We start from the raw sequence: 24436 nt of genomic DNA on the forward strand, positions 1-24436 counted from the left end.
GCCCGCAGGCGGTTTTCTGCGGCCCAGCCGCGCCGATAGGCTTTCGGGATGCCTTTTGATCTCCGCTCGCTGGGAAACGCCGTCCGCCGGGGCCTGCGCCTGCTCCAGAACCGCCGCCCCGCGTCCCCGGCGGGCGCTGCCGGCCGCCGCCGCCCCGGCGCCGCCCGTCCCGAGGCCACCGCAGGCATTCCCTCCGGGTCCGCGGCGTACCCTGGCGACTACCGCGGACGGGCCGCCGTCCGCTACGCACCCCAGCCTGACGGCGATCCGGATCCGGGCGAAGTGGTGTGGGCGTGGGTTCCCTTCGAGGAGGACCACAACCAGGGGAAAGACCGTTCCGTCCTGCTGGTGGGGCATAACGGCCCATTCCTCCTCGGGCTGATGATGACCAGCCGGGACAGAGTGCCCGCCGGCGGCAGCGCCGGGGACTACGTGGACCTCGGATCCGGAGCCTGGGACATGCAGGGCCGGCCCAGTGAAGTGCGGCTTGACCGCATCCTGCAGCTCCGGCCGGACAGCATCCGGCGCGAGGGAGCGGTGCTGGATGAGGCACGCTTCGGGAGAGTGGCGTCCGGACTGCGCAGGCGACACGGCTGGACCTGACACTCTCAAATGGCCAGTGCCGCCGCTGACCTGCTATTCTTTATTGCTGTGTGTCCGTGCAGGTCGACGGTCACTGATGGCTGGCCGCCATAGGTATCCCCACGCCGCTCAGTCAAGGCCAGCCTGAAAGCCCTCTAGACCATTTCCGCATTACAAAGAGAGTTCACACGTGGCGAATATCAAGTCCCAGAAGAAGCGCATCCTGACCAACGAGAAGGCACGCCTGCGCAACAACGCAGTCAAGTCCGAGCTGAAGACGGCCATCCGCGCCGTCAACACCGCCGTTGAGTCCGCTGACAAGGAAGCTGCTACTACTGCGCTCGTTACTGCCAGCCGTAAGCTGGACAAGGCTGTCAGCAAGGGTGTTCTGCACAAGAACAACGCAGCGAACCGCAAGTCGGCGATCTCCAAGAAGGTCAACGCACTCTAAGGTTTCCAGTTCCCACGAACTGATGGTGTGGCCGGTACCGCAAGGTGCCGGCCACACGCTTTTAAGCTTCCTACCCTGGCCGCCCGAAGCCGGCCCTTCCAGCGGGCGGGCGGCAGCACCGCCGTCGTAAGCCACGGGCCCTGCGCAGCCGAGAGGGGCAACCCTGCCGCCGGGAACCGGGCGACCTGTGTTTCGTGCTTATCTGCCCTGGACTGACATGGCGATAACGGTCACGGCATGCTCGACGGCATAGACGGGGTCCCTGGAGAGGCCCTTGACCTGGGCATCGGCCTCCGCCGTGGCCTGGATGGACCGCACCAGGCCCTCCGGGGTCCAGCGCCGGACGTCCCGTTGGGCCTGCTCCACCAGCCAGGGCTGCATGCCGAGCTCCGCTGCGATCTGTGCAGACGAACCCGAGGCACCTGCCACGCGCGCCACCGTCCTGAGCTTCGCGGCGAGGGCTGCCACCAGCGGTACCGGGTCGGCTCCGGTGGCGAGTGCGTGGCGGAGCGTCGAGAGCGCCAGCGGGGCGTTTCCTGCCATGGCGGCATCGGCAACTTTGAATGCGGTGGCCTCAATCCGCCCGCCGTAGTACTTGTCCACCGTCTCGGCCGTGACAGTGCTTCCTGCGTCGGCAATGAGCTGGGAGCATGCGGCGGCCAGATCGGACAGGTCTGCTCCCACGGCGTTGACCAGGGCCTGGACGGCGTCCTGGTTGATCCGGCGTCCGGCTGCCTTGAATTCCGCCGCAACGAACGAGATCTTGTCCGCTTCCTTCTTCAGTGGCTGACAGTCGACCACAGGCCAGCCGGCTTTCTTGACGGCGTCGAGCAGTTTCTTCCCGCGGTTTCCGCCGGCGTGCCGCAGGACCACGACGGCGTCCTGTTCGGGGTGCTGCAGATACGCCAGGGCGTCTGCGAGGAAGGCGTCGTTCATTCCTTCCACGGCTTCCACTTCGATGAGTTTGCTCTCACCGAACAAGGAAGGGCTAACCTGCATTGTCAAGGTCCCCGGTTCGTACGTTGCGGCGTTGATGCGGCTCAGCTCGACGTCCGGCTCGGCTGCCCTGACCTGCGACCGGATGCGGTCCATGGCCCTGATGCCCAGATACTCTTCCGGACCGCCCACCAGGACTATCGATGCCGGCGCTGCGTCCCGCCAGGAGGCGGTGTTCGATGCGGGGGAGCGGGTTGCTCGCTTTTGCGCAGCGGCCATCGACGGTTCCTTCCGGAGGTTTTATTGCAGTATCCCAGCCTGCCACGTCCGGGCCCCGGCTCCAAGCTGCGGTGACTGCGGATACGGCCCATCACCGTATCCAGCACCTCAATCAGGGCCACCGTGCGGGCGTGGATTGTGCGGACTTTGCGGACCACCTGCAGGGGGTGGGCCAGCGCCCACAGAGCAGCGAAGGCCAGGGCGGACAGCAGGAGCATCGACAGCAGACCAGCGACTCCTTCGGGCCAGGGAAGGGCCGAACCTGGCAGCACGGCAGCGAACCTGGCCGTTGCGGCAACGCCGGCGGCACAGGTTCCGGCCACCGCGATCAATATGGTGGCCGCCCAGGGCAGCATGACCACCAAAGGAACGGCAGCAGTCCCCAGCAGGGTCACCGGGGCAACAAGGGGCGATGCCGCAACATTGGCCAGCAGCGAGTACGTCGCAAACTGGGGCTGCAGGAGGACGATGACGGGCCCGCACAGCAACTGCGCGGACAGGGGCACGGCCACTGCGGCAGCGGCCCATCGGGGCACCGCCACCGGAATCCAGCCGATAATCCGGCGGCCCAGGAGGATGATCCCCACCGTGGCCAGGACGGACAGCAGGAAACCGAAGCTCGCGCCAAGGGCCGGTTCGAACAGCAGCAGACCGATGACCGCCAGGCACAGGAAGCTCAGGCCACGTCCAGTGCGTCCGCCGGCCAGCGACGCGACGCCGATGGCGCCCATGAGTGCTGCCCGCAGGACACTGGCATCGGGTCCCACCAGAACCACGAACAGGGCCAGGCCGGCAAGGGCGGCTGCCGCAGCAGGAAGCCTTGGCAGCCGGAGGCGGCGGCAGAGCAGCAGCAACGCGCCCAGAACGAGGCTGCAGTTTGCCCCGCTGACCGCTGTCAGGTGGGTCATGCCCACGGCCTTCATGGCATTGTTCAGTCCCTCGTCCAGCGCGCTCGTGTCGCCGGTGACCATTCCGGGCAGGAGTCCGCGGGCGTCCGGTGGCAGGAAGGCTGCAGCAGCTACGAACCGGCCGCGGAGTTCCCGTGCCGCTTCTTCCAGGAGAGAACCGCCCGTGGCCGTGCCGGGAACCGTGGAGGCTGCCAGATTCGCTGCCTCCGGCTCTCCGGGGTCCGGAGTCCGCAATTTGCCGGTGGCGCGCAGTGTCTGCCCCGGCAGCACGGCTCCCCACCCCTGGCCGCCCATGATGGTGAGCCGGGCCCGGGTCCTGAGCAGGACCCCGCCGGTGGACACTTCACGGGTCCACACCGGGACGGACCAGCGTTCCGCCGTTGCTCCGGCACCGCCAACCGCTCTCGGGTTACCTGCCACCTCGACGATGGCGACGGCTGTCTTGCCGCCGGCGACCGCCTCCGCAAGGGGGCCATTGAAGCGTTGGCTTGATGCCGTCGCGGAGTGCGCTCCGGTGGCTGCCGCCAACAGCAGGGATAAGCCCAGAGCGGCAGTCATGGTCCGGCTCCTTGACGGGCTGGGTGCGCTGAGATGGCGGCTGACGTCGGGGCCGGGCTTTTGTCTCGGAGAATTTTTAGCGGCCCGCATCAGACACAAGGCGCCCAGCCCGGCAAGCAGGCAGCAGAGGACCGCAAGTTCAGTGGGTGGCAGCCACAGCCCGGCCACGGCAGCACCCCACACCAGGGCCGCGGGGAGGGCAAGCCGAAGATCCAGGCGGCGCCGCGGACCTTCGGCACTGGAATACCCATCCGTCTGGACCTTGCCGTTGTTGGCCACCCGGTTGCGGACACCGGCCGCGCAACTCGCCAAGGACTTTCGGAGGACTTCCAGTTCCGGCGTTACCCGGCGCCGCCGCGCCGGCATCCGCGGCCCGGAAGGTGTTGGTGCGGGCGGCCCTGACTGCTGGCCTGGGCCGCCGCCCTGCACTGCGGATTCCACGAACCGTTTCCACGGGCTGGGACATGCGCCCTTTGCTGCCATTGCCTATGCCCCTCCCCTGTCCGTTATCCGGGGTCTCCTGATGACGGTGTCCATGTTGAGGCGGCCTACACCGTCACCAGAGGCAGCAGGGCCTCAAGCATTTTCGGCCCAACGCCATCCACCGCGTCCAGTTCTTCGACGCTCCTGAAAGGGCCGTGTTCCTTGCGCCAGTCGACTATCCGCTGGGCAAGTACCGGCCCGACCTTCGGAAGCGTGTCCAGCATGGCAACATCAGCGGTGTTCAGGTTCACCCTGCCGCCGGGCGTACCGGCGCCTGCCGGGTGGGACCCGGAGCCGTCCCCGCCGCTGGCAGCGGATTCAGCAGCGTCCGGCGCGGCGGGAAGTGGTTCGCCTTGCAGGGGCACGTGGATTTTCTGCCCGTCGTCCACCACGAGTGCAAGGTTCAGGCGGTTGGGGTCCGCCTCCGGCGTTGCGCCGCCCGCCGCGGCAATGGCATCCTCGACACGGCTTCCCTGCTGCAGTCGGACGACGCCGGGTTTGGCCACGGCCCCGGCCACATGGACCACCACCAGGTCCGCAGGGGCGGACTCTCCGGGATGTGGGCTTGCAGCTGCCGGATGTTCTTCGGCCTCGTCCGACGGCTTGCCGCCACCCTCTTTACCGTCGGCTGTCCCGGAGCTTACGCCCGACAGGGGCAGGACCTCCGGAGCCGCGTTGGCTGCCTGCCACCAGAACCAGGCGCAGGCGGCCGCGGCTACGGCAGCGAGCAGCATGGCAACCCGCACCCCCACCCGCCAGCGCAATACGGGCCCGGCACCGGGAGTGCCTTCGGAATCGCCGTCGGCCGGAGGCCCGTTCGCTTCTACCGGCCCCCGGTACTCAAACCCGTCCAGGCCAAGACGGTTCTCCGAATCAGCCGGCGCTGCCTCACCTACGGCGGCCTGGAGCCTTGCCCGCACGTGGCGCGCCTGCTGGCGTGTTGCTGCGGCGTCCCGGCGTGACATAGCTCCACCCTAGAAACCATGCGGGCAAGGCGGCAGACGCCACAGGCCCTATGTGGAAAGCTGCCTACCGACGGCGGACCATTGGAACCCCTGGTTTGCCACGACAAATAGTCGGCAGCAGCCTGTCATCCGCCCGTCCGGCGGCAGGTTCTCATTGGACCAAGGTCCCGGTAATGCAGAGCTGTCGCTGCCCGTCGACGCGCCCTATCCCCGCTGCCGGTACCCGCGGGCCCAGACGACCTCGGCGAGGGCACCCAAGGCCAGCGGGAACGCCACGGCGGCGGCCAAGTGCCGCATCAGGCTGTAGGGCTGCATCATCGCCGCCCAGCCCACTAAAACTCCTGGCAGGGCAACGCAGACAGTCACCCAAACAGGGTTGCCGCGCAGGTGCGACCAGACCGCGGCCACGACGGACAGCCCGCTCCCGGCAAAGATCCAGCCGCTGCCGATCCACGTCTCTTCCTGCGCGGCTGGATGTGGGACCCCGAGATGCCACTGGGCGCGGATGATCCCATGACTGACAATGATCATCGAGGCGAGCACAAGCATCACCCATGCAACCGTGCCGGTCCACCGGCGGCCTGCTGGTGACATTGTCATCATGTGGCCGACTTCCGGGGATCTATGTGGAGCACCGTGCCTGGTGCCTGGGACCCATCGCACCCCAGGCCCGAGGAACCCCTCAGCGCCTCACCCGGTACCGGGTGAGGACCACGCCGCCCTGGAACGTGCGCGTCTCCACCAAGTCCAGGTTCACCCATGTAGTCAGGGCTGTGAAGAACGGCGTGCCTCCGCCCGTCAGGACCGGATGGATGACGAGCGCATATTCATCGATCAGGCCTGCCCGCATGGCGGCCCAGGCGAGCGTTGCCCCGCCGATGCTCATCGGACCGCCGTCTTCGGTCTTGAGCCGGCTGATCTCGTCCGTCGCGTCGCCGGTGACAAGCCGCGTGTTCCAGTCGACCTTGTCGATCGTCGATGAGAACACGACCTTCGGGGTGTCCCGCCAGTTCCGTGCGAACTCGATCTGGGCCGGGGTCGCATCGGGCTGCTGGTCTCCGGTCGGCCAGTAGGAGCTCATCGTCTCCCACAGCTTGCGCCCGTACAGCGACAAACTGTTCGACTGCTCCTGTTCCAGCCACCACTGAAACAATTCATCGCTTGGGGCGCTCCAGCCAATGTCGTCGCCGGCGGCGGCGATGTAGCCGTCCGCAGACAGGTTCATGCTGTAGGTGAGTTTCCGCATGGAACCAGCCTCCCACTGGCCGGTCCCCAGCGTACAGACCGGCGGTGGTGCAGGCTGCGGGCCAATCGATGTTCCCGGGATGCCCTGCGGCTTAGGTGGGAAGCCGTGTACCGCCGGGGAGGGCGGGGCTCCTGCCCACAATGACGGCGAGGACGCCGAGACCGGCGTGGGCTGCCAGGACGGCCGGCAGGGAGCTGATCTGGGCGGGCGGGCATTCCGGCAGCGCAGCTTCCAGCCGGGCAGCCAGGCTCTCCGCTTCCTCCGGATTTCCGAAATGGTGGACGGCGAGGGTCACGGACCCGTCCGGCTGCGGTGCCGCGTGGGCCACCACGATTTCCTCGAGGCGCGCGACGGCCCTGGCCGCCGAACGTACCTTTTCCAGCGGAACGATCCTGCCGCCGTCGACCGCCAGGATAGGTTTGATGGCCAGCATGGTGCCCAGCAGCGAGGCGGCAGCGCCGATTCTTCCGCCCCGCCGCAGCTGTTCGAGGCTGGGGACGTAGAAGAAGACCTTGGTGTGTTCGGCCTGTTCGACGGCTGCTGCAGCCACCGCTTCCCGGCCCGCACCGGCTGCCGCTGCCTGCACCGCCGCCTGCACTGCCAGTCCCTGGGCCATGCCGACCGTGCGGGTGTCTACGACGTCGACGGGAATGCCCACCTTGGCCGCTGCCAGTCTCGCAGCGTCGGCCGTCCCGGACAGCTCACCGGAGATATGGACCGAAACGATACCGTCGAATCCGCGCAGCTCGGCAGCACGGTACGCCTGCTCGAACTGCCCCGGTGACGGCCTGGACGTCTTGACCGGCGTCCCGGCGGCCAGGGCCACAGCGATGGTCTCCAGGATATCGTCTTCGCCCTCGCCGTAGATTTCCGGCCCCACCATGACAGGCATGGGTGTCACGGTCAGGAGCCCGTCCCGGGGAAGCCCGCGAAGGTACTCCGCCGGGAGGGCCGCCGCCGAGTCGGTTACGACGGCGGTGCGCACCACTGGAGCCCCCGCACGGCGGGTGCCCGGCCGGGGCGTGGGGCGGAGGCCCGACAGCCGCGCACGGACCCACGGCCAGGCGGCGGCGTTACTCTCGGGCAAGGGTGCCTCCTGGATGGGTGTCCGGCCCAGGCGCCACCGGCCGCCGGAAAATCTCCGGCGGCCGGTGGGTACTGCGGGTGCAGCGATTATGCCGGAACGATGTTGACCAGCTTAGGCGCACGGACGATGACAGTCCGGATGCCCCGGCCGTCGAGGGCGCGCCGGACATTTTCCGACGCCAGGGCCAGCTCGCGCAGGTGATCCTCGGAGACGTCCGGGGACACCTCAAGCCGGTCGCGGACCTTGCCCTGTACCTGGACAACGGCGGTGACCGTGTCCTGGACCAGGAGGGCAGGATCGTGTGCCGGCCACCCTGCGTTGGCGACGGATGCCGGGTGGCCCAGCAGGTTCCACATGTCCTCGGCCGTGTACGGTGCGAACAGGCTGAGGATCACGGCGACGGCTTCGGCGGCCTCGCGGACGGCCGGGTCGGCGGCGCCGGCCCCGGAATCGATGGCCTTGCGGGTGGCGTTGACCAGTTCCATCAGCTTGGCCACCACCACGTTGAACTTGTTGGCGTCCAGGAGCTCGGCGGCGTCGGCGATGGTGCGGTGCGTCACCGAGCGCAGGGCGCGGTCACCGGCTGCGGAGTCCACACCGGGTTCGCTGGTGACGTCCTGGGCGAGGCGCCAGGCGCGGGCCAGGAACTTGGCAGATCCCGACGGCGACACGTCGGCCCAGTCCACGTCGTCCTCGGGCGGGGAAGCGAACACCATGGTCAGGCGGACGGCGTCCACGCCATACTTGTCGAGCTGTTCGCCGAGGTCCACGCCGTTGCCCAGGGACTTGCTCATGGCCTTGCCGCCGTTGAGCACCTGCCCCTGGTTGAGGAGGGCACTGAAGGGTTCGTCCGCGTCGATCATGCCGAGGTCGTGGATGACCTTGGTGAAGAAGCGGGCGTACAGCAGGTGGAGGATGGCATGCTCCACGCCGCCGACGTACTGCCCAACGGGCATCCAGTCGTTGATCTTCTCCGGATCGAAGGGACCCTCGGTGAAGTGCGGCGACACGAAGCGCAGGAAGTACCAGGACGAGTCCACGAAGGTGTCCATGGTGTCGGTGTCGCGCTTGGCCGGCCCATGGCAGGAGGGGCACTCGACGTTGACCCAGGCTTCGGCGGCGGCCAGCGGCGATGTGCCCTTGGGAGCCAGGTCCTCGCCGCGGAGGTCCGACGGCAGCGTCACCGGCAGCTGCTCGTCCGGAACGGGCACTTCGCCGCAGGAGGGGCAGTGGATGATGGGGATGGGAGTGCCCCAGAACCGCTGGCGGCTCAGCAGCCAGTCGCGGAGCCGGAAATTGACGAACTTCTCGCCGGTGCCCTGCCGCTCCAAAATGGCGATGGCGGCGGGAATGGCCTCGGCCTTGGGCAGGCCGTCCAGCTCACCGGAGTTGATCAGGGTGCCCTCCCCCGCCGTCGCCGTGCCGGACACGGCGGGATCCTCTTCGCCGGTGTCCAGGACGGCCCGGACGGGCAGGTCGAAGGCGCGGGCAAAGTCGAGGTCGCGCTGGTCGTGGGCGGGCACTGCCATGATGGCGCCCGTGCCGTAGTCGGCCAGGACGTAGTCGGCGGCCCAGACGGGCAGCTTCTCCCCGTTCAGCGGGTTGATGGCGTAGCGGCCGGTGAAGACACCGGTCTTTTCGCGCTCGGTGGACTGGCGTTCAATCTCGGACAGCGCCTTGACCCGTTCGCGGTATTCGTCCAGGGCAGCGGCGTGCTCGTCCGTGACGAGTTCGACGGCGAGCGGCGCGTCAGCGGCCACCACGAAGAAGGTGGCCCCGTACAGGGTGTCCGGGCGGGTGGTGAAGACCGTGACATCCTTGGCGGGCTTGCCGCCGTCAGCCTCGATCACGAAGTTGACGTGGGCGCCCTCGGACCGGCCGATCCAGTTCTTCTGCATGGCCAGCACGCGCTCGGGCCAGTGGCCGCGGAGCTCATCCATGTCGTCCAGCAGCCGGTCGGCGTAGTCGGTGATCTTGAAGTACCACTGGTTCAGCGACTTCTTGGTGACGGTGGTGCCGCAGCGTTCACAGGCGCCGTTGACCACCTGTTCGTTGGCCAGCACCGTCTGGTCCTTGGGGCACCAGTTGACCGGGGAGTCCTTCCGGTAGGCCAGGCCGCGCTCGTAGAAGCGCTTGAAGAGCCACTGCGTCCAGCGGTAGTACTCCGGATCGGATGTGTGCAGCCGGCGCGACCAGTCTGCGGAAATGGCGTACCGCTTGAAGGAGGCTGCCTGGGTTTCGATGTTGGCGTAGGTCCACTCGCTGGGGTGGGCGTTGCGCTTGATGGCCGCATTTTCGGCCGGCAGGCCAAAGGAGTCCCAGCCGATGGGGTGCAGGACGTCATAGCCCTTCTGGCGCAGGTAGCGGGCCACCACGTCACCCATGGCGAACGCCTCGGCGTGGCCCATGTGCAGATCGCCCGACGGGTACGGGAACATGTCCAGCACGTAGCGGCGTTCCCGGGACCCGTCATCCACCGGGGTGAAGACCTTCAGGTCTTCCCACACCTGTGGCCATTTGGCCTCCATGGCGGTGAAACTGTAGGTGCCCTCTTCAGGCTCCGCCGATACTGTTGCTGCTGTTCCGGTGTCTGTCTCCGGCTGAACGCCCACTGCTGCCCTCTTCTGTTCTGTTACGGCATCTGTGCTGCCATAACGGCCTGATCCTCCTGCTGCCGGCCCGGCGCCATGCCCCGGACACACAAAAGCCCCTCTCCATGGAGGGGCTGCCGCTCAGCTGTCCGATATCCGGAGCCGGCGGCTAACTAAGCAGAAGGATCGCACGCATGGTTCTACTTTAGCGCACATGCACACCCCCTCAGCGTAAGTCGCAAATGAGCGGCTGAGGGAGCGTGCACGTGCAAAGAGGGGCCGGTGGCTCCCCGCCATGGTGTGGTGGGCACCGCGAAGCGGGCGGGCGGGAGTCACCGGCCCCTCTCAGGGGCCGCCTTCCTCAACCTAAGTTGGATCTAGCGAACGTCCTCGTCGACCCAGTCCATGGATTTCGTGACCGCCTTCTTCCAGAGCCTCATCTGGCGGTCCTGTTCGGCCTTGTCCATCTGGGGCTCCCAGCGCTTGTCCTCGGACCAGTTGGCCGAGAGCTCGCCGAGGTCCTTCCAGAACCCGACCGCCAGGCCTGCCGCGTACGCAGCACCCAGGGCAGTGGTTTCGATGACCTTGGGGCGGATGACCGGGACGCCCAGGATGTCCGCCTGGAACTGCATGAGGGCGTCGTTGGCGACCATGCCGCCGTCGACCTTCAGCTCGCTCAGCGGCACGCCGGAGTCCGCGTTGACGGCGTCCAGCACCTCGCGGGTCTGGAAGGCGGTGGCCTCCAGCGCTGCCCGGGCGATGTGGTTCTTGTTGACGAACCGGGTGAGGCCCACGATTGCGCCGCGGGCGTCGGATCGCCAGTAGGGTGCGAAGAGTCCGGAGAACGCCGGGACGATGTAGACGCCACCGTTGTCCTTGACGGACGCCGCGAGGGTTTCCACCTCGGGGGCGCTGCTGATCATGCCCAGGTTGTCGCGCAGCCACTGAATAAGGGATCCCGTGACGGCGATGGATCCTTCCAGTGCGTAGTGCGGCTTGGCGTCGCCCAGCTTGTAGCCGACGGTGGTGAGCAGCCCGTTCTTCGAATGGACGATGTCCTCGCCGGTGTTGAAGATCAGGAAGCAGCCGGTGCCGTAGGTGTTCTTGGCTTCACCGGTTTCGAAGGCGGCCTGCCCGAAGGTGGCGGCCTGCTGGTCACCGAGGATGCCCGCCACGGGCGTCTCGCGGAGCAGCTGGGAGCCGTGGACTTCGCCGTACACCTCGGAGGAGGACTTGATCTCGGGCATCATGCTGCGGGGCACGCCGAAGATACCGAGGATTTCGTCGTCCCACTGAAGTGTTTCGAGATCCATGAACAGGGTGCGCGAGGCGTTGGTGACGTCGGTGACGTGGACCCCGCCGTCCACGCCTCCGGTCAGGTTCCACAGCACCCACGCGTCGGTGTTGCCGAAGACCAGGTCCCCGGCCTCAGCCTTCTCGCGGGCGCCGTCGACGTTGTCCAGGATCCACTTGATCTTGGTGCCGGAGAAATAGGTGGCCAGCGGCAGGCCCACCTTCTGTTTGAAGCGGTCGGCGCCGCCGTCCCTGCCCAGTTCATCCACAATGTCCTGGGTGCGGGTGTCCTGCCACACAATGGCGTTGTAGACCGGCTTGCCCGTGGTCTTGTCCCACACCACGGCGGTTTCACGCTGGTTGGTGATGCCGACGGCGGCGATGTCGTGGCGGGTAAGGTTCGCCTTGGATAGGGCGGAGCCGATGACCTCACGGGTGTTGTTCCAGATCTCGGTGGCGTCGTGTTCCACCCAGCCGGCCTGCGGGAAGATCTGTTCGTGTTCCATTTGGCCCGAGGAGACGATGGCGCCGCTGTGGTCGAAGATGATGGCGCGGGTGCTGGTGGTGCCCTGGTCGATGGCGATTACGTACTGGTTCATGGTGACGTCCTTGTCTTGGAGTGATGGGGATGGTTGGGGTCAGGCTGCAGCCGTGACGATGATGGGGACAACGCGGGCAACGAGCCCGCCGAGCGCGCCGCCGATCAGCGGCCCTGCGACGGGAATCCAGGAGTAGGCCCAGTCGCTGGACCCCTTGCCCTTGATGGGAAGTACTGCGTGGGCGATGCGGGGCCCGAGGTCACGGGCGGGGTTGATGGCGTAGCCGGTGGGGCCGCCGAGGGAAACGCCGATGCCCACCACGAGCAGTGCGACGGCGAGCGGGCCAAGGCCGGAGGGGGTTCCACCGAAGGTGAGGATCACCAGCACCAGCACGAAGGTGCCGATGATTTCGGTGATCAGGTTCCAGGGGGTGGACCGGATGGCGGGACCGGTGGAAAAGACGCCGAGCTTGCCGGCGGGCTCGGGCTCGTCATCGAAGTGCTGCTTGTACGCCAGCCAGCACACCACGGCGCCGAGAAAGGCACCCACGATCTCGCCGCCGAAGTAGGTCAGCGTTGAGGCAAGGTCCACGGCGACGCCGGGGGCGTATTCGGCCTTGCCGTTGAGCAGCAGGCCGAGCGTGACCGCGGGGTTCAGGTGTGCGCCCGACTTGGCGGCGACGAAGACACCCGCGAAGACGGCGATTCCCCACCCCCAGGTGACCATCAGGAAACCGCCGTTGTTGCCTTTCGTCCCCCGCAAAGCCACGTTGGCAACGACGCCGCAACCCAACAGGGTCAGCATGCCCGTGCCAAAGACTTCGGAGAGGAAGACTATTCCTAGAGACATCTTTGACTCCTTCTTTTTAGTTGTCGGTCCTCCGCGGGTGAAGGGCCGTTTGGGGCCGGGACGCCTGCGCGCCCCGGCCGGCGGCCTGGCTCCTTAGGAAACCAGGCTGTGCGTTTCCACGCGGTGGAAACGCTGCAGCACGTCCTGGGCGTGCTTGATCTCCGCGGCGCGGGCCGCTGCGTCCCACTTGAGCGGGACGGAGAGGACCTCGGCCACTTCGTTGAGGAGCTCCCCGGTGACGAGTCCCCGGAAGGCCAGGGAAGTGCGCCTGATGAAGACGTCGACCAGGTGGCCCACCTGCTCGTTGGCCGCCATGAATTCCAGTTCACGGACGCTGAGTTCGCGGGTGGAGCGCAGGGCCTGGTCGGGTTCGGCATCAAGGAAGGCGATGACGTCTTCGGCGCGGGTCCCGTAACGGGTCAGCAGCCCCGCGGTGCGGTCTGCGTCGCGGCCGGCACCCATGTGTGCCTTGATCCATTTCTGGACACCCGCTTCATCGGCCGGGAAGCCTGCGCCGCCGCCGATGGGAAGCTGCGCCGTGGAAACCTTGCGCTGGACGCCGAGTTCGGCGAGGACGTCGTTGGTCAGGTGCTCAGCCAGGGCGCGGAACGTGGTCCATTTGCCGCCCACCAGGCTGAGGACGACGGCGCCGCTTCCGTTCGTGCCGGACGTGCGGCGTTCGATCCGGTAGTCGCGGGAGACGAAGCCCGGCTGCGTGGCGTCATGGCTGGGCAGCGGTCGTACCCCGGAGAACGTGTAGACGATGTCGTCTGGTGACACATCGATGGAGGGGAAGACGTGTCCGATCAGGTCGAAGAAGTACTGGATTTCTTCGTCGGTGCAGACGGCATCCTCCGCCATGTCCGCGTCCACATCCGTGGTGCCCACCAGAACCCGGTCGCCCATGGGGTAGATGAGGACAATCCGGCCATCGGTGTGTTCAAAGAAGATTTCCCGGCCGCGGCAGGCAGCGAGGAGGCCCGGGTGGTCGAGCACGATGTGGGAGCCCTTGGTCCCGCCCATGAAGGAGGAGGCCGCGCCCATCGCCTGGTTGGTGAGGTCCACCCACGCGCCGGTGGTGTTGACGATGATGTCCGCGGTGAAGTCGAATTCCGCGCCGGTGAGCTCGTCCCGGAGACGGACGGTGCTTCCACGGCCGGTTCCCGGGTTGGGGGCCGGCGACATGGACTGCAGCGACAGGTAGTTGCTGGCCCGGGCGGTGTCACCCTGTGCGCTGGTGCCCGTCGCGTTGCCGGCGCGGCCGGCCTTTTCGCCGTCCTGGAGCACGTCAAGGGTGAGGCGCTCCGGGTTGTGGACGGAGGCGTCGAAGTAGGTGGCCGTGTATTTCACGTCCGGCCGCAGGTCGGGCAGTTCCTGGAGCGCAGCCTTGTGGGTGCGGAACTGGTGCCGCGGCACGGTTCCGCCGTCCCTGGAAAACGAATCGTAGAGGCTCAGGCCGGCCTTGATCAGGAAGGCACCGCGTTCCTTGGGCTTGCCCTGCTGCTTGTGGGTGAGGAACCGCAGGGGCGCGGACAGGACGCCGGAGAAAGTGCTGAAAATCGGGATGGTGGTCTGCAGCGGCTTCACATAGTGCGGGGCGATCTTCAGCAGGCGGTTCCGCTCCACCACCGACTCACGGACCAGGCGGAATTCGCCGTTCTCCAGGTACCGGATGCCACCGTGGATCATGTGCGACGACGCACCGCTGGCGCCCTGGCAGTAATCCCCGCGTTCCACAAGCGCGACATCGACGCCCTGCAGTGCCAGGTCACGGAAGGTGCCTACTCCGTTGATGCCACCGCCAACCACCAGCACCTTGGCGTGCGGACGGCGCCGCAGGCTGTGGACCGAGGCGCGTTCGGCACTCGGCCCGGGCACAGGGGCAGACGGGTTAACAGTTGAATCCTTGGGTCCCAAAACGACTCCCTTGGGGCTTTGTTTGATGCGGACACACGCTGTGTGGCGCCGCCGTTCTGCTCTATTGTTTGGAGAAATGGAAAATGGAGTCAAGCACTATGCACAAACGTGCAGAAGGGAAGTGAGATGGCACTTTCACGGGACACAGACGCCCTCCGAGCTGCACAAATGTACTATCTGCAGGACCTCACCATGGATGCGATAGCCCGGGAATTGCGCACCTCCCGGTCCACGGTTTCGCGCCTTTTGTCCTCCGCCAGGGAGTCCGGCCTGGTGCAGATCCAGATCCGGAATCCGCTGGACACCGGGCCCGAACTGGAGGGGATGATCCGCCGCCGCTACAACCTGGATGTCCACGTTGTCCCCATCCTTGGGACGCTTAACGAGGCGGAGACCCTGGACCGGGTGGCCATGCAGGCGGCACGGACCATCGGGCCGCTGGTGGACTCCAACGCCATCATCGGCGTCGCATGGGGATCGACGCTCAGCGCGGTCAGCAGGCACCTCACCAGGAAGATCACGCACGACAGCGTCATCGTCCAGCTGAACGGAGCCGGGAACATGCACACCACCGGCATCACCTACGCCAGTGACATCATGCGCCGGTTCGGCAGTGCCTACGGGGCAAGGGTGGAGCAGTTCCCGGTCCCGGCCTTCTTCGACCATGCCGCCACCAAGACAGCCATGTGGAACGAGCGCAGCGTGCAGCGTGTCCTGGAGCTCCAGGCCAAGATGAGCATCGCCATCTTCGGCGTCGGCTCCGTCCACGCCGACTATCCCAGCCACGTCTACGCGGGCGGATACCTGGATGAGGAAGACCTGAACGCGCTGGCCAACTCGGACGTGGTGGGCGACGTCGCCACGGTATTCTTCCGCGCCGACGGATCCTCGGACGGGATCGTCCTGAACGAAAGGTCCACCGGCCCGTCACTTGCCCAGCTGCGCCAGGTCCGCCGCAGGATCTGCGTGGTTTCGGGCGTTTCCAAGATCAACGGCCTCCGCGGAGCCCTGGCAGCCCGGCTCGCCACAGACCTCATCCTGGACGAAGCCACCGCACGCCGCCTTGTCGATTACGAGGGACTGACCAGCTGAAGTGGGTAGAGTCGTTGCCATGAGAACCTCACCCCGGCTCAGCCTGAACAACGGCGTGCTGATAGACCAGCTCGGCTTTGGGCTGTACAAGGTGCCGGCCACAGACGCGGAGGGGCTCGTGGCCACTGCGCTCGCCGCCGGGTACCGCCACTTCGACACGGCAGCAATGTACGGAAATGAAGTTGGCGTGGCCCGCGGCATCAGCTCCCAGCTGGGCGACGGGACCGGCAGCGGTGGATCCGGGGAGCTGTCTCCCGCCCTCACCAGGGAAGACGTGTTCATCACCACGAAGGTGTGGAACGACCACCACGGGTACGACGCGGCGCTGCGCGCCTTTGATGATTCCATGGTCAACCTGGGCCTGGACTATGTGGACATGTACCTGATCCATTGGCCCTGCCCGCGCCGCGGGCTGTTCCCGGACACCTACCGCGCGCTGGAGACCCTCTACCGCGAAGGAAGGGTCCGTGCCATTGGCGTCAGCAACTTCCAGCCGGCGCACCTTGACCGCCTGCTGCAAACCGCCGAAGTGGTCCCGGCCGTCAACCAGATTGAACTCCACCCCTGGCTGCAGCAGGAGGAACTGCGCGCCAAACACGCAGAGCTGGGCATCCACACCGAGGCGTGGAGCCCGCTGGGCCGCGGCCAGGTACTTGCCGATCCTGTGATCCAGGCGTGCGCTTCGGAGCACCGCCGGACCCCCGCGCAGGTGATCCTCCGCTGGCACATGCAGCTGGGAAACATCGCCATCCCCAAAGCCAGCTCGGAGGCCCGGATCCGGGAGAACCTCGATGTCTTCGGATTCACGCTGTCCGACCGCGACATGGCCGCCATCAATGCCCTGGACCGCGGCCAGCGGACCGGGTCGCACCCGGACAACGTCAACTAGGCCCGGGGATGTTCACAGTGAAAGCCGGGTCTTCCCCTGCGCCCGCCTACCTGAGCGCCGGGCTTTCCGCCCGCACGTCCGCTTCCACCCTGACGTTCGACGGCGGCACCGTTGCCTTTTGGACCTACGAGCCAGCGGAAGCCACGGCGGAGACCCGGACCATCCTGGTGGTCCACGGCTTCCGCGGCGACCACCACGGGCTCCTGCGGGTGGCCGACCAGCTCCCGGACATGCGCATCATCATGCCGGACCTGCCCGGGTTTGGCGGCTCGGACGCCTTCCCCACCGGCACACATTCGGTGGAGCGCTACGGCCAATTCATCGCCGCATTCATGGCCGCGCAGGGCCTGGGGCCGGACACCGTGCTGCTGGGACATTCCTTTGGATCCATCGTGGCGGCCCACTTCGTGGCCGGCCATCCCGGCGCGGTGAACCCCTTGATCCTGATCAACCCCATCGCAGCGCCGGCGCTGGAGGGCCCGAAAGGTGTGATGACGCGCCTCGCCGTGCTCTACTACCGGCTGGCGGCCCGGCTCCCCCGCCGGCCCGGTCTGGCGCTGCTGCGCAATCCGCTGATCGTGCGGATCATGAGCGAAACCATGGCCAAGACCAGGGACCGCGGGCTGCGGGCCTTCATCCATGGCCAGCACCACGCCTACTTCAGTTCCTTTGCTGACCGGGACAGCCTGCTTGAGTCGTTCACGGCCTCTGTCAGCCACCATGTGGCGGAAGTGGCGGGGCAGCTGGACCTCCCCGTGCTGCTGATCGCCGGCGAGAAAGATGAGATCGCCACCCTTCCCAGCCAGCACCGCCTCCTGGAACGGCTCCCGGACGGTGAACTCAAGGTGATTCCCGGCGTCGGACACCTGATCCACTACGAAACGCCGGAGCCGGCAGCCCAGTACATCCGCAGCTTCCTGAAGGACCATCCCGCGTGAAGATTGTCATTGATGCGCGTTTCACCCGCACCGACCACCACGACGGCATCAGCCGCTACGGGGCCAGCCTGATCGCCGCCACGGCGAAGATCGCGGACGTCTCCATGCTGGTCTCCGATGTCCGCCAACTCGCGCTGCTGCCGGACGTGCCGTACACACTCATCGGCAGCCCGCTCTCGCCGCTGGAACTGTTCGTGGCGCGGAAGGTAAATGCCATCGGGGCGGACGTGGTGGTCTGCCCGATGCAGACCATGGGTACGTGGGGGCGGAAGTACGGGTTGATCCTGACCCTGCATGACCTCATCTACTACGAGCACCCCGCTCCCCCGGGCTTCCTGCCGGCCCCCGTCCGGCTCCTCTGGCGCCTGTACCACAAAGCGTTCTGGCCCCAGCGGCTGCTGCTCAACCGGGCCGACACCGTAGCCACGATCAGCAGGACCACCGAGGCGTTGATGGCCAAATACCGGTTGACCCGCCGCCCTGTCCGCATCATCGCCAACGCTCCCCAGCCGGCGCAGGAACCCCGCAATCCGGCTGACGGAGCGGAGAAGACCATCATTTACATGGGTTCGTTCATGCCGTACAAAAACGTGGAAACCATGGTGAAGGGCATGGCCGGGCTGCCCGGCTACACCCTTCATCTGCTCAGCCGGATCACGCCGCAGCGGCGGGCTGAACTGGAACGCATTGTCCCTGCCGGCGCCGACGTGGTGTTCCACAACGGCGTCACCGATGACGAGTATGACGGGCTACTGCGGAAGGCAACAGCCCTGGTCAGCCTGTCCCGGGCGGAGGGATACGGCCTGCCCCTGGTGGAGGCCATGGCTCTCGGTACCCCGGTGGTTGCCAGCGATATCCCAATCTTCCGGGAGGTCGGCGCCGATGCCGCCATCTACGTGGACCCGGAGTCGCCGGAACAGTTTGCGGACGCGATAGGACAGCTGGGGGACGACGACCACTGGCAAGACATGTCCCGGCGCTCAATCTCCCGGGCCGGGGAGTTCAGCTGGGACGAGTCGGCGCGCCAGCTGGTGGACGCGGCCCACGAAGTGGTAGCGAAAAGGCGCCGCTAGGAAAAGCCTTCGCCACCGTCCGGCGTTAGAGGACGTCCACGCCGTCGAGGCGCAACTGGACCGGGTCCGTGGTCCGCTTGGCGGCAACGGCGGCGCGCGTGGCCCGGAGGACCCGGACGACGGCGGCGGCCTGGCCGTACGGAAAGAACAGCAGCGTCCGGACGTCCTCCGCCGGGCGCCGGCCGGACGGGGCTGCGCTGAGCACCAGCGGTGCCGGGCCCGCCGTTCGCAAAGTGATGCCTGACCCGGCGAGGTCAGCCTCGACGGCCCCGGTGAAGTGCTCGACGGCGGTGCGGGGCCCGGTGACGGACGCAATCCGCACTGCCGGGGGAAGCTGGAGTTCCGTCCGGAGCTGCAGTTCACGCCGGGCGTAGCCGGCCGGATCCCAGCGGAGCAGCGCCCCGGTGGCAGCGGTATCAGTCGCTGTCACCACCACCAGCCCGCTGTCCGTGGCGGGACGGACAAGGGATGCGGCATTGAACCAGCGGCGTACGGTGTCCTCGCCTGCGCGCAGGGTCTCCCGGCGCAGCAGGGAGTCCCCGTCCAACAGCAGGGCGGCCGCGTATCCGCCGGCCGCCACAGGCTCGGCACCCACAGTTGCCACCACCAAGGCTTTGGCCGCTCCCACGGTGGCTTTGACCTGGTCCCCCGATGAGGTGATGACTGTTGTGCCCGGAAACGCCCGGCCCAATTCCTCAGCTGTTCGCAGGACCCCGGTAGCCCCTTTTCGAAGCCGCCGGCCTCCGCAGGAGGAGCACTTCCAGTCCGGGGCAGGGGTGGAACACCAGCGGCACTGGGGCAGCGCGGACGTCCCTGCCAGTGCGAGGGGGCCCTGGCAATGCCCGCAGCGGGCGGGTTCACGGCACGTTTCACACACTAGCGACGGCGCGTAGCCGGCCCGCGCCACCTGGACCAGGACAGGGCCGCGCTCCAGCCCTTCCTTGGCGGCCTGCCAGGCGGCATGTGGCAGCCGGGCGATGGTGGCCAGCGGATCGCGTTCCTGCTCGAAGCTGTCGGCAGTGTTGACCACACGGGGGACGGTCCGGCGGAGGACGGCGCGCTCGGCGTCGATGGGGACAGCCCAGCCGGCCTCGACCAGCCGCTGGACTTCGGTGCTGTGGGCGTGCCCCGCGAGGAGGCAGGCCGTGCCTTCCTGCCCGGCCCGCAGGAGCAGGACCTCGCGCGCGTGCGCGTAAGGCGCCCGTTGCTCGATGTGGAGGTCGTCGCCGTCGTCCCAGCAGGCAACCAGGCCCAGGTCCTGCACCGGAGCGAAGGCGGCCGAGCGCGTGCCGATGGCAATTTTGGCTTTGCCGGCCAGCAGGCGCAGGAAATTCCGGTACCGGGGTGTGGGCCCGTCGTCGGCGGTTAGCCGGGCGATGGCGTCCTCCGGTACGAGGGTTCCCAGTGCGTCCTGGAGGCGGTCCAGGTCCCGGTAATCCGGTACCACCACCAGGGCGCCGCGGCCGGCGGCGTAGGCGGCGGCCGCAGCCTGGGCAAGCAGGTGCGGCCATCCGCCGGGACCGTATCCCTGCAGTGGGTTGACGACGGCCCGCGGGGATCCGCCCGCCGCCAGGTGCCGGAGGAACGCCCCGCCGGTGCGGTATGTGGCCCAGGCCGGGTAGGAAGGGGCTGCCGGCACGGGAGCAACCGAAGCGTCCGGTCCACCCTCCGCCCCGGGTTCGTCCTGTACGCCGTCCCTTTGGCTCCCGGATGCGCTGTCCAGTGAGGCGGGATAGTCCTTTTCGAGCCTGGCCACGCGGGGCGGCACCGCAAGGCGGAGGACATCGCTGACGGTGCCGGCGTACCGGGCAGCGACGGCGGAGGCAAGGTCGCGGATGGCGGGGGTAAGGACAGGAACGTTGGACACGACCTTGGCCAGCGGCACCAGGATGTGTCCGGCGTCGGACTCTGCCACCCGCTCCAGGAGGAATCCATTAAGGTCCTGGCCGTTGAATTTGACCTTGACCCGTACTCCCGGCTGCGCGGCAGCGTCGAGCTCAGCCGGGACCGCATAGTCGAACGGGCGGTCCAGGTGCGGCAGCGGGGATTCAATGAGGACGCGGGCCACTGGACGGTGGTCCGCCAATGCAAGGCCGCCGGGCACTTGCCGCGCCGGAAAACCCTGCAGCAGTGACGGCTGGACGGAACTGTCAGCGGCCATGAGGGTTTCCTCCGTTCAGCTGCCGGGTGGACGGGAACAGCAAAGCACGGGGCACTGACATTGGTGCCCCGTGCTTTGTACGTAACGGGTCAGGCGTTGAAGAAGGCCTTCAGCTCGTCCACCCGGTCCAGGCGCTCCCAGGTGAAGTCCGGCTCGTCACGGCCGAAGTGCCCGTGGGCGGCGGTCTTGGCGTAGATGGGACGCTTCAGGTCCAGGGCGTCAATGATGGCGCGGGGCCGGAGGTCGAAGATTTCCGCGATGGCCTGGCTGATCCGGGCAGGATCGACGGTCTCGGTGCCGAACGTCTCGACATAGGTCCCCACCGGCCGGGCCTGGCCGATGGCATAGGCGATCTGGATCTCGGCACGCTTTGCCAGACCTGCAGCCACCACGTTCTTGGCGACCCACCGCATGGCGTAGGCAGCCGAGCGGTCCACCTTGGACGGATCCTTGCCGGAGAATGCGCCACCGCCGTGGCGGGCCATCCCGCCGTAGGTGTCGACGATGATCTTGCGGCCGGTGAGGCCGGCGTCACCGACGGGTCCGCCTATGACGAACTCGCCGGCGGGGTTGAGGATGTGCGCGGCGCGCGAGATGTCCAGGTTGGCTCCGGCCAGGACGGGCTCAATCACGACCTTGGCGAGGTCGGCGCGCAGTTGATCCAGGCTCGCTCCTTCTGCGTGCTGGCTGGAAATCACCACGGTCTCGACCGAGACGGGGACGTCTTTGTCGTAGCCGACAGTCACCTGGGTCTTGCCGTCGGGCCGCAGGTAGGGCAGCTGGCCGGTCTTGCGTACTTCCGTGAGCCGTTCGGAGAGCCGGTGGGCCAGCCAGATGGGGGTCGGCATGAAGGACGGCGTTTCATCGCTGGCGTAACCGAACATGAGTCCCTGGTCGCCCGCGCCCTGGAGGTCGTAGTCATCCTCCTGGCGGCCTTCGCGCGCCTCGAGGGAGTTGAAGACGCCGCCGGCGATGTCGTTTGACTGCTGGCCGATCGACACGGACACACCGCAACGGGCACCGTCGAAGCCGTTGGCTGAGGAGTCGTATCCGATGCCCAGGATGGTCTCGCGGACGATCTGCGGGATTTCGACGTAGGCGTCGGTGGTGACTTCGCCGGCCACGTGCACCAGGCCGGTGGTGGCCATGGTCTCGACCGCCACGCGGGATTCGGGGTCCGCGGCGAGCAGTGCGTCCAGGATGGCGTCACTGATCTGGTCGCAGATCTTGTCCGGATGGCCTTCGGTGACCGACTCGGACGTGAAAAGCCGGAGTGCGGAGGGCGTGGCCCCATGGGTGTGGGGAAGGTGCAGCGGTAAAGTCACTCAACTACCTTACTGGTTGGTGTTGGTCCCCCGTCCGGAGATGTCCCCGTGCTAAGCAAAGGTGGCCGGAAACACGCCAGGCGGGGGCGGAACGGGTCAGCTGGCTGGCCCCGTTTCAGTTGAAGGAAACGTGGTTCAGTTCAAAGCTGATGCGGCTGATGATGGCTTCCGAAACCTCGGTCTTGGTTCCCGCGGCCTCCTGTGGTTCGGAGCCGGAGCGCGAGAGGATGACCACCGAATTGGCATCCTGCCCGAAGACCTTGTCCGTCCCCACGTGGTTCACCACCAGCAGGTCGCAGCCTTTCCGCTGCAGCTTCGCTTCGGCGTAGGAGCGGACGTCGCCCTGGCTGTCGCCCGTCTCAGCTGCGAAGCCCACAATGAGCTGCCCGGCGGGGGCAGCCCCTGCGTTGCGCTGCTCAACGAGTTCGTGCAGGATGTCGGGGTTTCGAACCAGGGTGATGACCGGATCCGCGGCGTCATCCCGCTTCTTGATCTTGGTGTCCGAAACCTCTGCCGGGCGGAAATCGGCCACGGCAGCCGACATGATGACGACGTCGGACCGGGCGGCCGCGTCCAGCGCCGCTTCCCGGAGCTGGAGGGCAGTTTCCACACGGACAACCTCGACGCCGGCCGGCGGCGGAACATCCATGTGAGCGGCCAGCAAGCGCACCGTGGCGCCTGCATTCCGGGCAGCGACGGCCAGCGCTACGCCCTGCTTGCCGGAGGACCGGTTGCCGAGGAAGCGGACCGGGTCCAGTGGTTCGCGCGTTCCGCCTGCGCTGATGGTCACCGTACGCCCGGCCAGCGGCAGCTGGTAGTCGGACTGCCCGTGGACCAGGGCCATGGCTGCGTCGAAGATCACCTGGGGTTCGGGAAGCCTGCCCGGACCGGAGTCCGCGCCCGTCAGCCGCCCCGATGCTGGTTCCAGGACTGCGGCGCCCCGGCTGCGGAGGGTTTCCACGTTGGCCCGCGTGGCGGCATGCTGCCACATCTCGGTGTGCATCGCAGGAGCGAACAGTACCGGGCCATGCGCCATCAGCAGGGTGTTGGTGAGCAGGTCCCCCGCCTGCCCGGTGGCGGCTTTGGCCAGGAGGCCGGCCGTGGCGGGTGCAACCACCACCAGGTCTGCCTCGTGGCCCAGGCGGACGTGGTTGACCAGGTGCACGTCGTCGAAAACGCTGTTGCTGACGGGATTGCCGGACAGCGCCTCCCACGTGGCGGTGCCGATAAAGCGGGTGGACGCCTCGGTGGGGATCACCGTGACGTCATGGCCGGCTTCAGTAAAAAGCCGGAGGAGTGATGCCACCTTGTAGGCGGCAATCCCTCCCCCGACTCCGAGGACTATGCGCACGTGACCTCCGTCAACAGCAAGTCAGTTCCAGCGGCAGGATTACTCTGCGGCTTCGATCGGCGTGGAAACCAGCTTGCCTTCGTTGATCTCGCGCAGGGCGATGGACAGCGACTTCTCGTTCAGCTTGGTGTCAACGAGGGGTCCGACGTATTCGAACAGGCCCTCGTGCAGCTGGGCGTAGTAAGCGTTGATCTGACGAGCGCGCTTGGCACCGAAGATCACCAGGCCGTACTTGGAATCAGCAACCTTCAGCAGGTCGTCGATCGGCGGGTTGATGATGCCTTCAAGGTTCGTGGACACGAATTCTCCAAATTCCTAGCGGGCTGACGGTTCCGGCAGGTGTGGATGCGGTGTCAGCCCCATGAGTGAAACAAGCTCGTCCGCTGCCCGGCGGACGTCGTCATTGATGACGGTGTGGTCGAACTCCGGTTCAGCAGCAAGTTCCAGTTTAGCGGTTTCCAGGCGCCGCTGCTGTTCCTCGGGCGTTTCGGTGCCGCGGCCCACCAGGCGCCGGACCATTTCGTCCCAGGTGGGCGGGGCCAGGAAGACGAACTGGGCGTCCGGAACGGCGGCCTTGACCTGGCGCGCACCCTGCAGGTCGATTTCCAGCAGCACGGAGCGGCCCTCCGAAATGGCCTGGTTCACGGTGCTCTTCAGGGTTCCGTAAGTGTTCTGACCGTGGACGACGGCCCATTCCAGGAGTTCACCATCGGCGATGAGCTGTTCGAACTCCTCCTTGGTTTTGAAGAAGTAGTGGACACCGTCCACCTCTCCGGGCCGGGGCGCCCGGGTGGTGGCTGAAACGGACAGCCAAACCTCGGGGTAGTTGTCCCGGATGTAGGTGGACACGGTGCCTTTGCCAACAGCCGTCGGACCTGCGAGGACTGTCAGTCCAGGTTTCTTGCTCACGTATTCCTTTTGCA

The 24436-nt window shown here is 67.1% G+C and carries 21 protein-coding genes; 6 read left to right on the top strand and 15 right to left on the bottom strand.

The window, feature by feature from the left end:
* The first annotated feature begins 48 nt into the window (after positions 1-48).
* On the top strand, positions 49-603 hold the full coding sequence (locus PUN71_RS04990) for a type II toxin-antitoxin system PemK/MazF family toxin (protein ID WP_277797549.1): 555 nt from the start codon (positions 49-51) through the stop codon (positions 601-603).
* A gap of 169 nt (positions 604-772) precedes the next feature.
* A complete protein-coding gene (gene rpsT / locus PUN71_RS04995) occupies positions 773-1033 on the top strand; it encodes a 30S ribosomal protein S20 (protein WP_043454339.1) in 261 nt (86 codons plus the stop codon).
* Between the two features lie 198 nt (positions 1034-1231).
* Here the strand turns inward: rpsT and holA are convergent, their stop codons facing one another.
* The 10 genes from holA to PUN71_RS05045 form a co-directional block, all read right to left on the bottom strand.
* Entirely contained in the window at positions 1232-2248 is a 1017-nt protein-coding gene (holA, locus tag PUN71_RS05000) for a DNA polymerase III subunit delta (protein ID WP_277797550.1), read from the bottom strand.
* Positions 2167-3714, bottom strand: coding sequence for a ComEC/Rec2 family competence protein (locus tag PUN71_RS05005; RefSeq protein ID WP_277797551.1), 1548 nt, complete (start codon positions 3712-3714; stop codon positions 2167-2169). The genes holA and PUN71_RS05005 overlap by 82 nt, the downstream gene beginning before the upstream one ends.
* A 548-nt stretch (positions 3715-4262) precedes the next feature.
* Positions 4263-5162, bottom strand: coding sequence for a helix-hairpin-helix domain-containing protein (locus PUN71_RS05010; RefSeq protein ID WP_277797552.1), 900 nt, complete (start codon positions 5160-5162; stop codon positions 4263-4265).
* 204 nt (positions 5163-5366) lie between these two features.
* Positions 5367-5756 (bottom strand): hypothetical protein, encoded by a 390-nt coding sequence (locus tag PUN71_RS05015; protein WP_277797553.1) that lies wholly within the window; start codon positions 5754-5756, stop codon positions 5367-5369.
* An 88-nt stretch (positions 5757-5844) separates the two neighbouring features.
* Complete coding sequence (locus PUN71_RS05020) at positions 5845-6408, bottom strand: dihydrofolate reductase family protein (protein ID WP_277797554.1); 564 nt, start codon at positions 6406-6408, stop codon at positions 5845-5847.
* Positions 6409-6499: 91 nt separating this feature from the next.
* Entirely contained in the window at positions 6500-7495 is a 996-nt protein-coding gene (locus PUN71_RS05025) for a DegV family protein (protein ID WP_277797555.1), read from the bottom strand.
* A gap of 86 nt (positions 7496-7581) precedes the next feature.
* Complete coding sequence (gene leuS, locus PUN71_RS05030) at positions 7582-10107, bottom strand: leucine--tRNA ligase (protein ID WP_277797556.1); 2526 nt, start codon at positions 10105-10107, stop codon at positions 7582-7584.
* Between the two features lie 356 nt (positions 10108-10463).
* Positions 10464-11978, bottom strand: coding sequence for a glycerol kinase GlpK (gene glpK, locus PUN71_RS05035; protein WP_043454353.1), 1515 nt, complete (start codon positions 11976-11978; stop codon positions 10464-10466).
* 39 nt (positions 11979-12017) lie between these two features.
* The gene (locus tag PUN71_RS05040; protein ID WP_277797557.1) at positions 12018-12767 is read right to left on the bottom strand and encodes an MIP/aquaporin family protein; all 750 of its coding nucleotides are present in this window, start codon (positions 12765-12767) and stop codon (positions 12018-12020) included.
* Between the two features lie 93 nt (positions 12768-12860).
* Complete coding sequence (locus PUN71_RS05045; protein WP_502860049.1) at positions 12861-14684, bottom strand: glycerol-3-phosphate dehydrogenase/oxidase; 1824 nt, start codon at positions 14682-14684, stop codon at positions 12861-12863.
* Between the two features lie 126 nt (positions 14685-14810).
* Here PUN71_RS05045 and PUN71_RS05050 point away from each other — a divergent pair, with 126 nt between their 5' ends.
* From PUN71_RS05050 to PUN71_RS05065, 4 genes are read left to right on the top strand one after another with little or no spacing between them, the layout of a single operon-like run.
* Positions 14811-15776, top strand: a complete 966-nt coding sequence (locus PUN71_RS05050) for a sugar-binding transcriptional regulator (protein ID WP_043454361.1) — start codon at positions 14811-14813, stop codon at positions 15774-15776.
* Between the two features lie 19 nt (positions 15777-15795).
* Complete coding sequence (locus PUN71_RS05055) at positions 15796-16665, top strand: aldo/keto reductase (RefSeq protein WP_043454364.1); 870 nt, start codon at positions 15796-15798, stop codon at positions 16663-16665.
* Between the two features lie 8 nt (positions 16666-16673).
* Entirely contained in the window at positions 16674-17603 is a 930-nt protein-coding gene (locus tag PUN71_RS05060; RefSeq protein ID WP_043454368.1) for an alpha/beta fold hydrolase, read from the top strand.
* Complete coding sequence (locus PUN71_RS05065; RefSeq protein ID WP_277797559.1) at positions 17600-18676, top strand: glycosyltransferase family 4 protein; 1077 nt, start codon at positions 17600-17602, stop codon at positions 18674-18676. The genes PUN71_RS05060 and PUN71_RS05065 overlap by 4 nt, the downstream gene beginning before the upstream one ends.
* Before the next feature lie 25 nt (positions 18677-18701).
* On the opposite strand, the gene PUN71_RS05070 is transcribed toward PUN71_RS05065, so the two are convergent.
* From PUN71_RS05070 to gmk, 5 genes are all read right to left on the bottom strand, one after another.
* Positions 18702-20837, bottom strand: a complete 2136-nt coding sequence (locus PUN71_RS05070) for a primosomal protein N' (RefSeq protein ID WP_277797560.1) — start codon at positions 20835-20837, stop codon at positions 18702-18704.
* 89 nt (positions 20838-20926) lie between these two features.
* Positions 20927-22162 carry a methionine adenosyltransferase gene (gene metK, locus PUN71_RS05075; RefSeq protein ID WP_277797561.1) on the bottom strand — a complete coding sequence of 412 codons (1236 nt, stop codon included), beginning with the start codon at positions 22160-22162 and terminating at the stop codon, positions 20927-20929.
* A gap of 115 nt (positions 22163-22277) precedes the next feature.
* Positions 22278-23513 (bottom strand): bifunctional phosphopantothenoylcysteine decarboxylase/phosphopantothenate--cysteine ligase CoaBC, encoded by a 1236-nt coding sequence (gene coaBC / locus PUN71_RS05080; RefSeq protein ID WP_277797562.1) that lies wholly within the window; start codon positions 23511-23513, stop codon positions 22278-22280.
* 39 nt (positions 23514-23552) lie between these two features.
* On the bottom strand, positions 23553-23813 hold the full coding sequence (gene rpoZ / locus PUN71_RS05085; RefSeq protein WP_026264487.1) for a DNA-directed RNA polymerase subunit omega: 261 nt from the start codon (positions 23811-23813) through the stop codon (positions 23553-23555).
* A gap of 15 nt (positions 23814-23828) precedes the next feature.
* Positions 23829-24422: a guanylate kinase gene (gene gmk, locus PUN71_RS05090; RefSeq protein ID WP_043454382.1), complete on the bottom strand. Its 594-nt coding sequence runs from the start codon at positions 24420-24422 to the stop codon at positions 23829-23831.
* Positions 24423-24436 lie beyond the last annotated feature (14 nt).

It is taken from the genome of Arthrobacter sp. NQ7 (assembly GCF_029581595.2).
Taxonomy (GTDB): Bacteria; Actinomycetota; Actinomycetes; order Actinomycetales; family Micrococcaceae; genus Arthrobacter; species Arthrobacter phenanthrenivorans_B.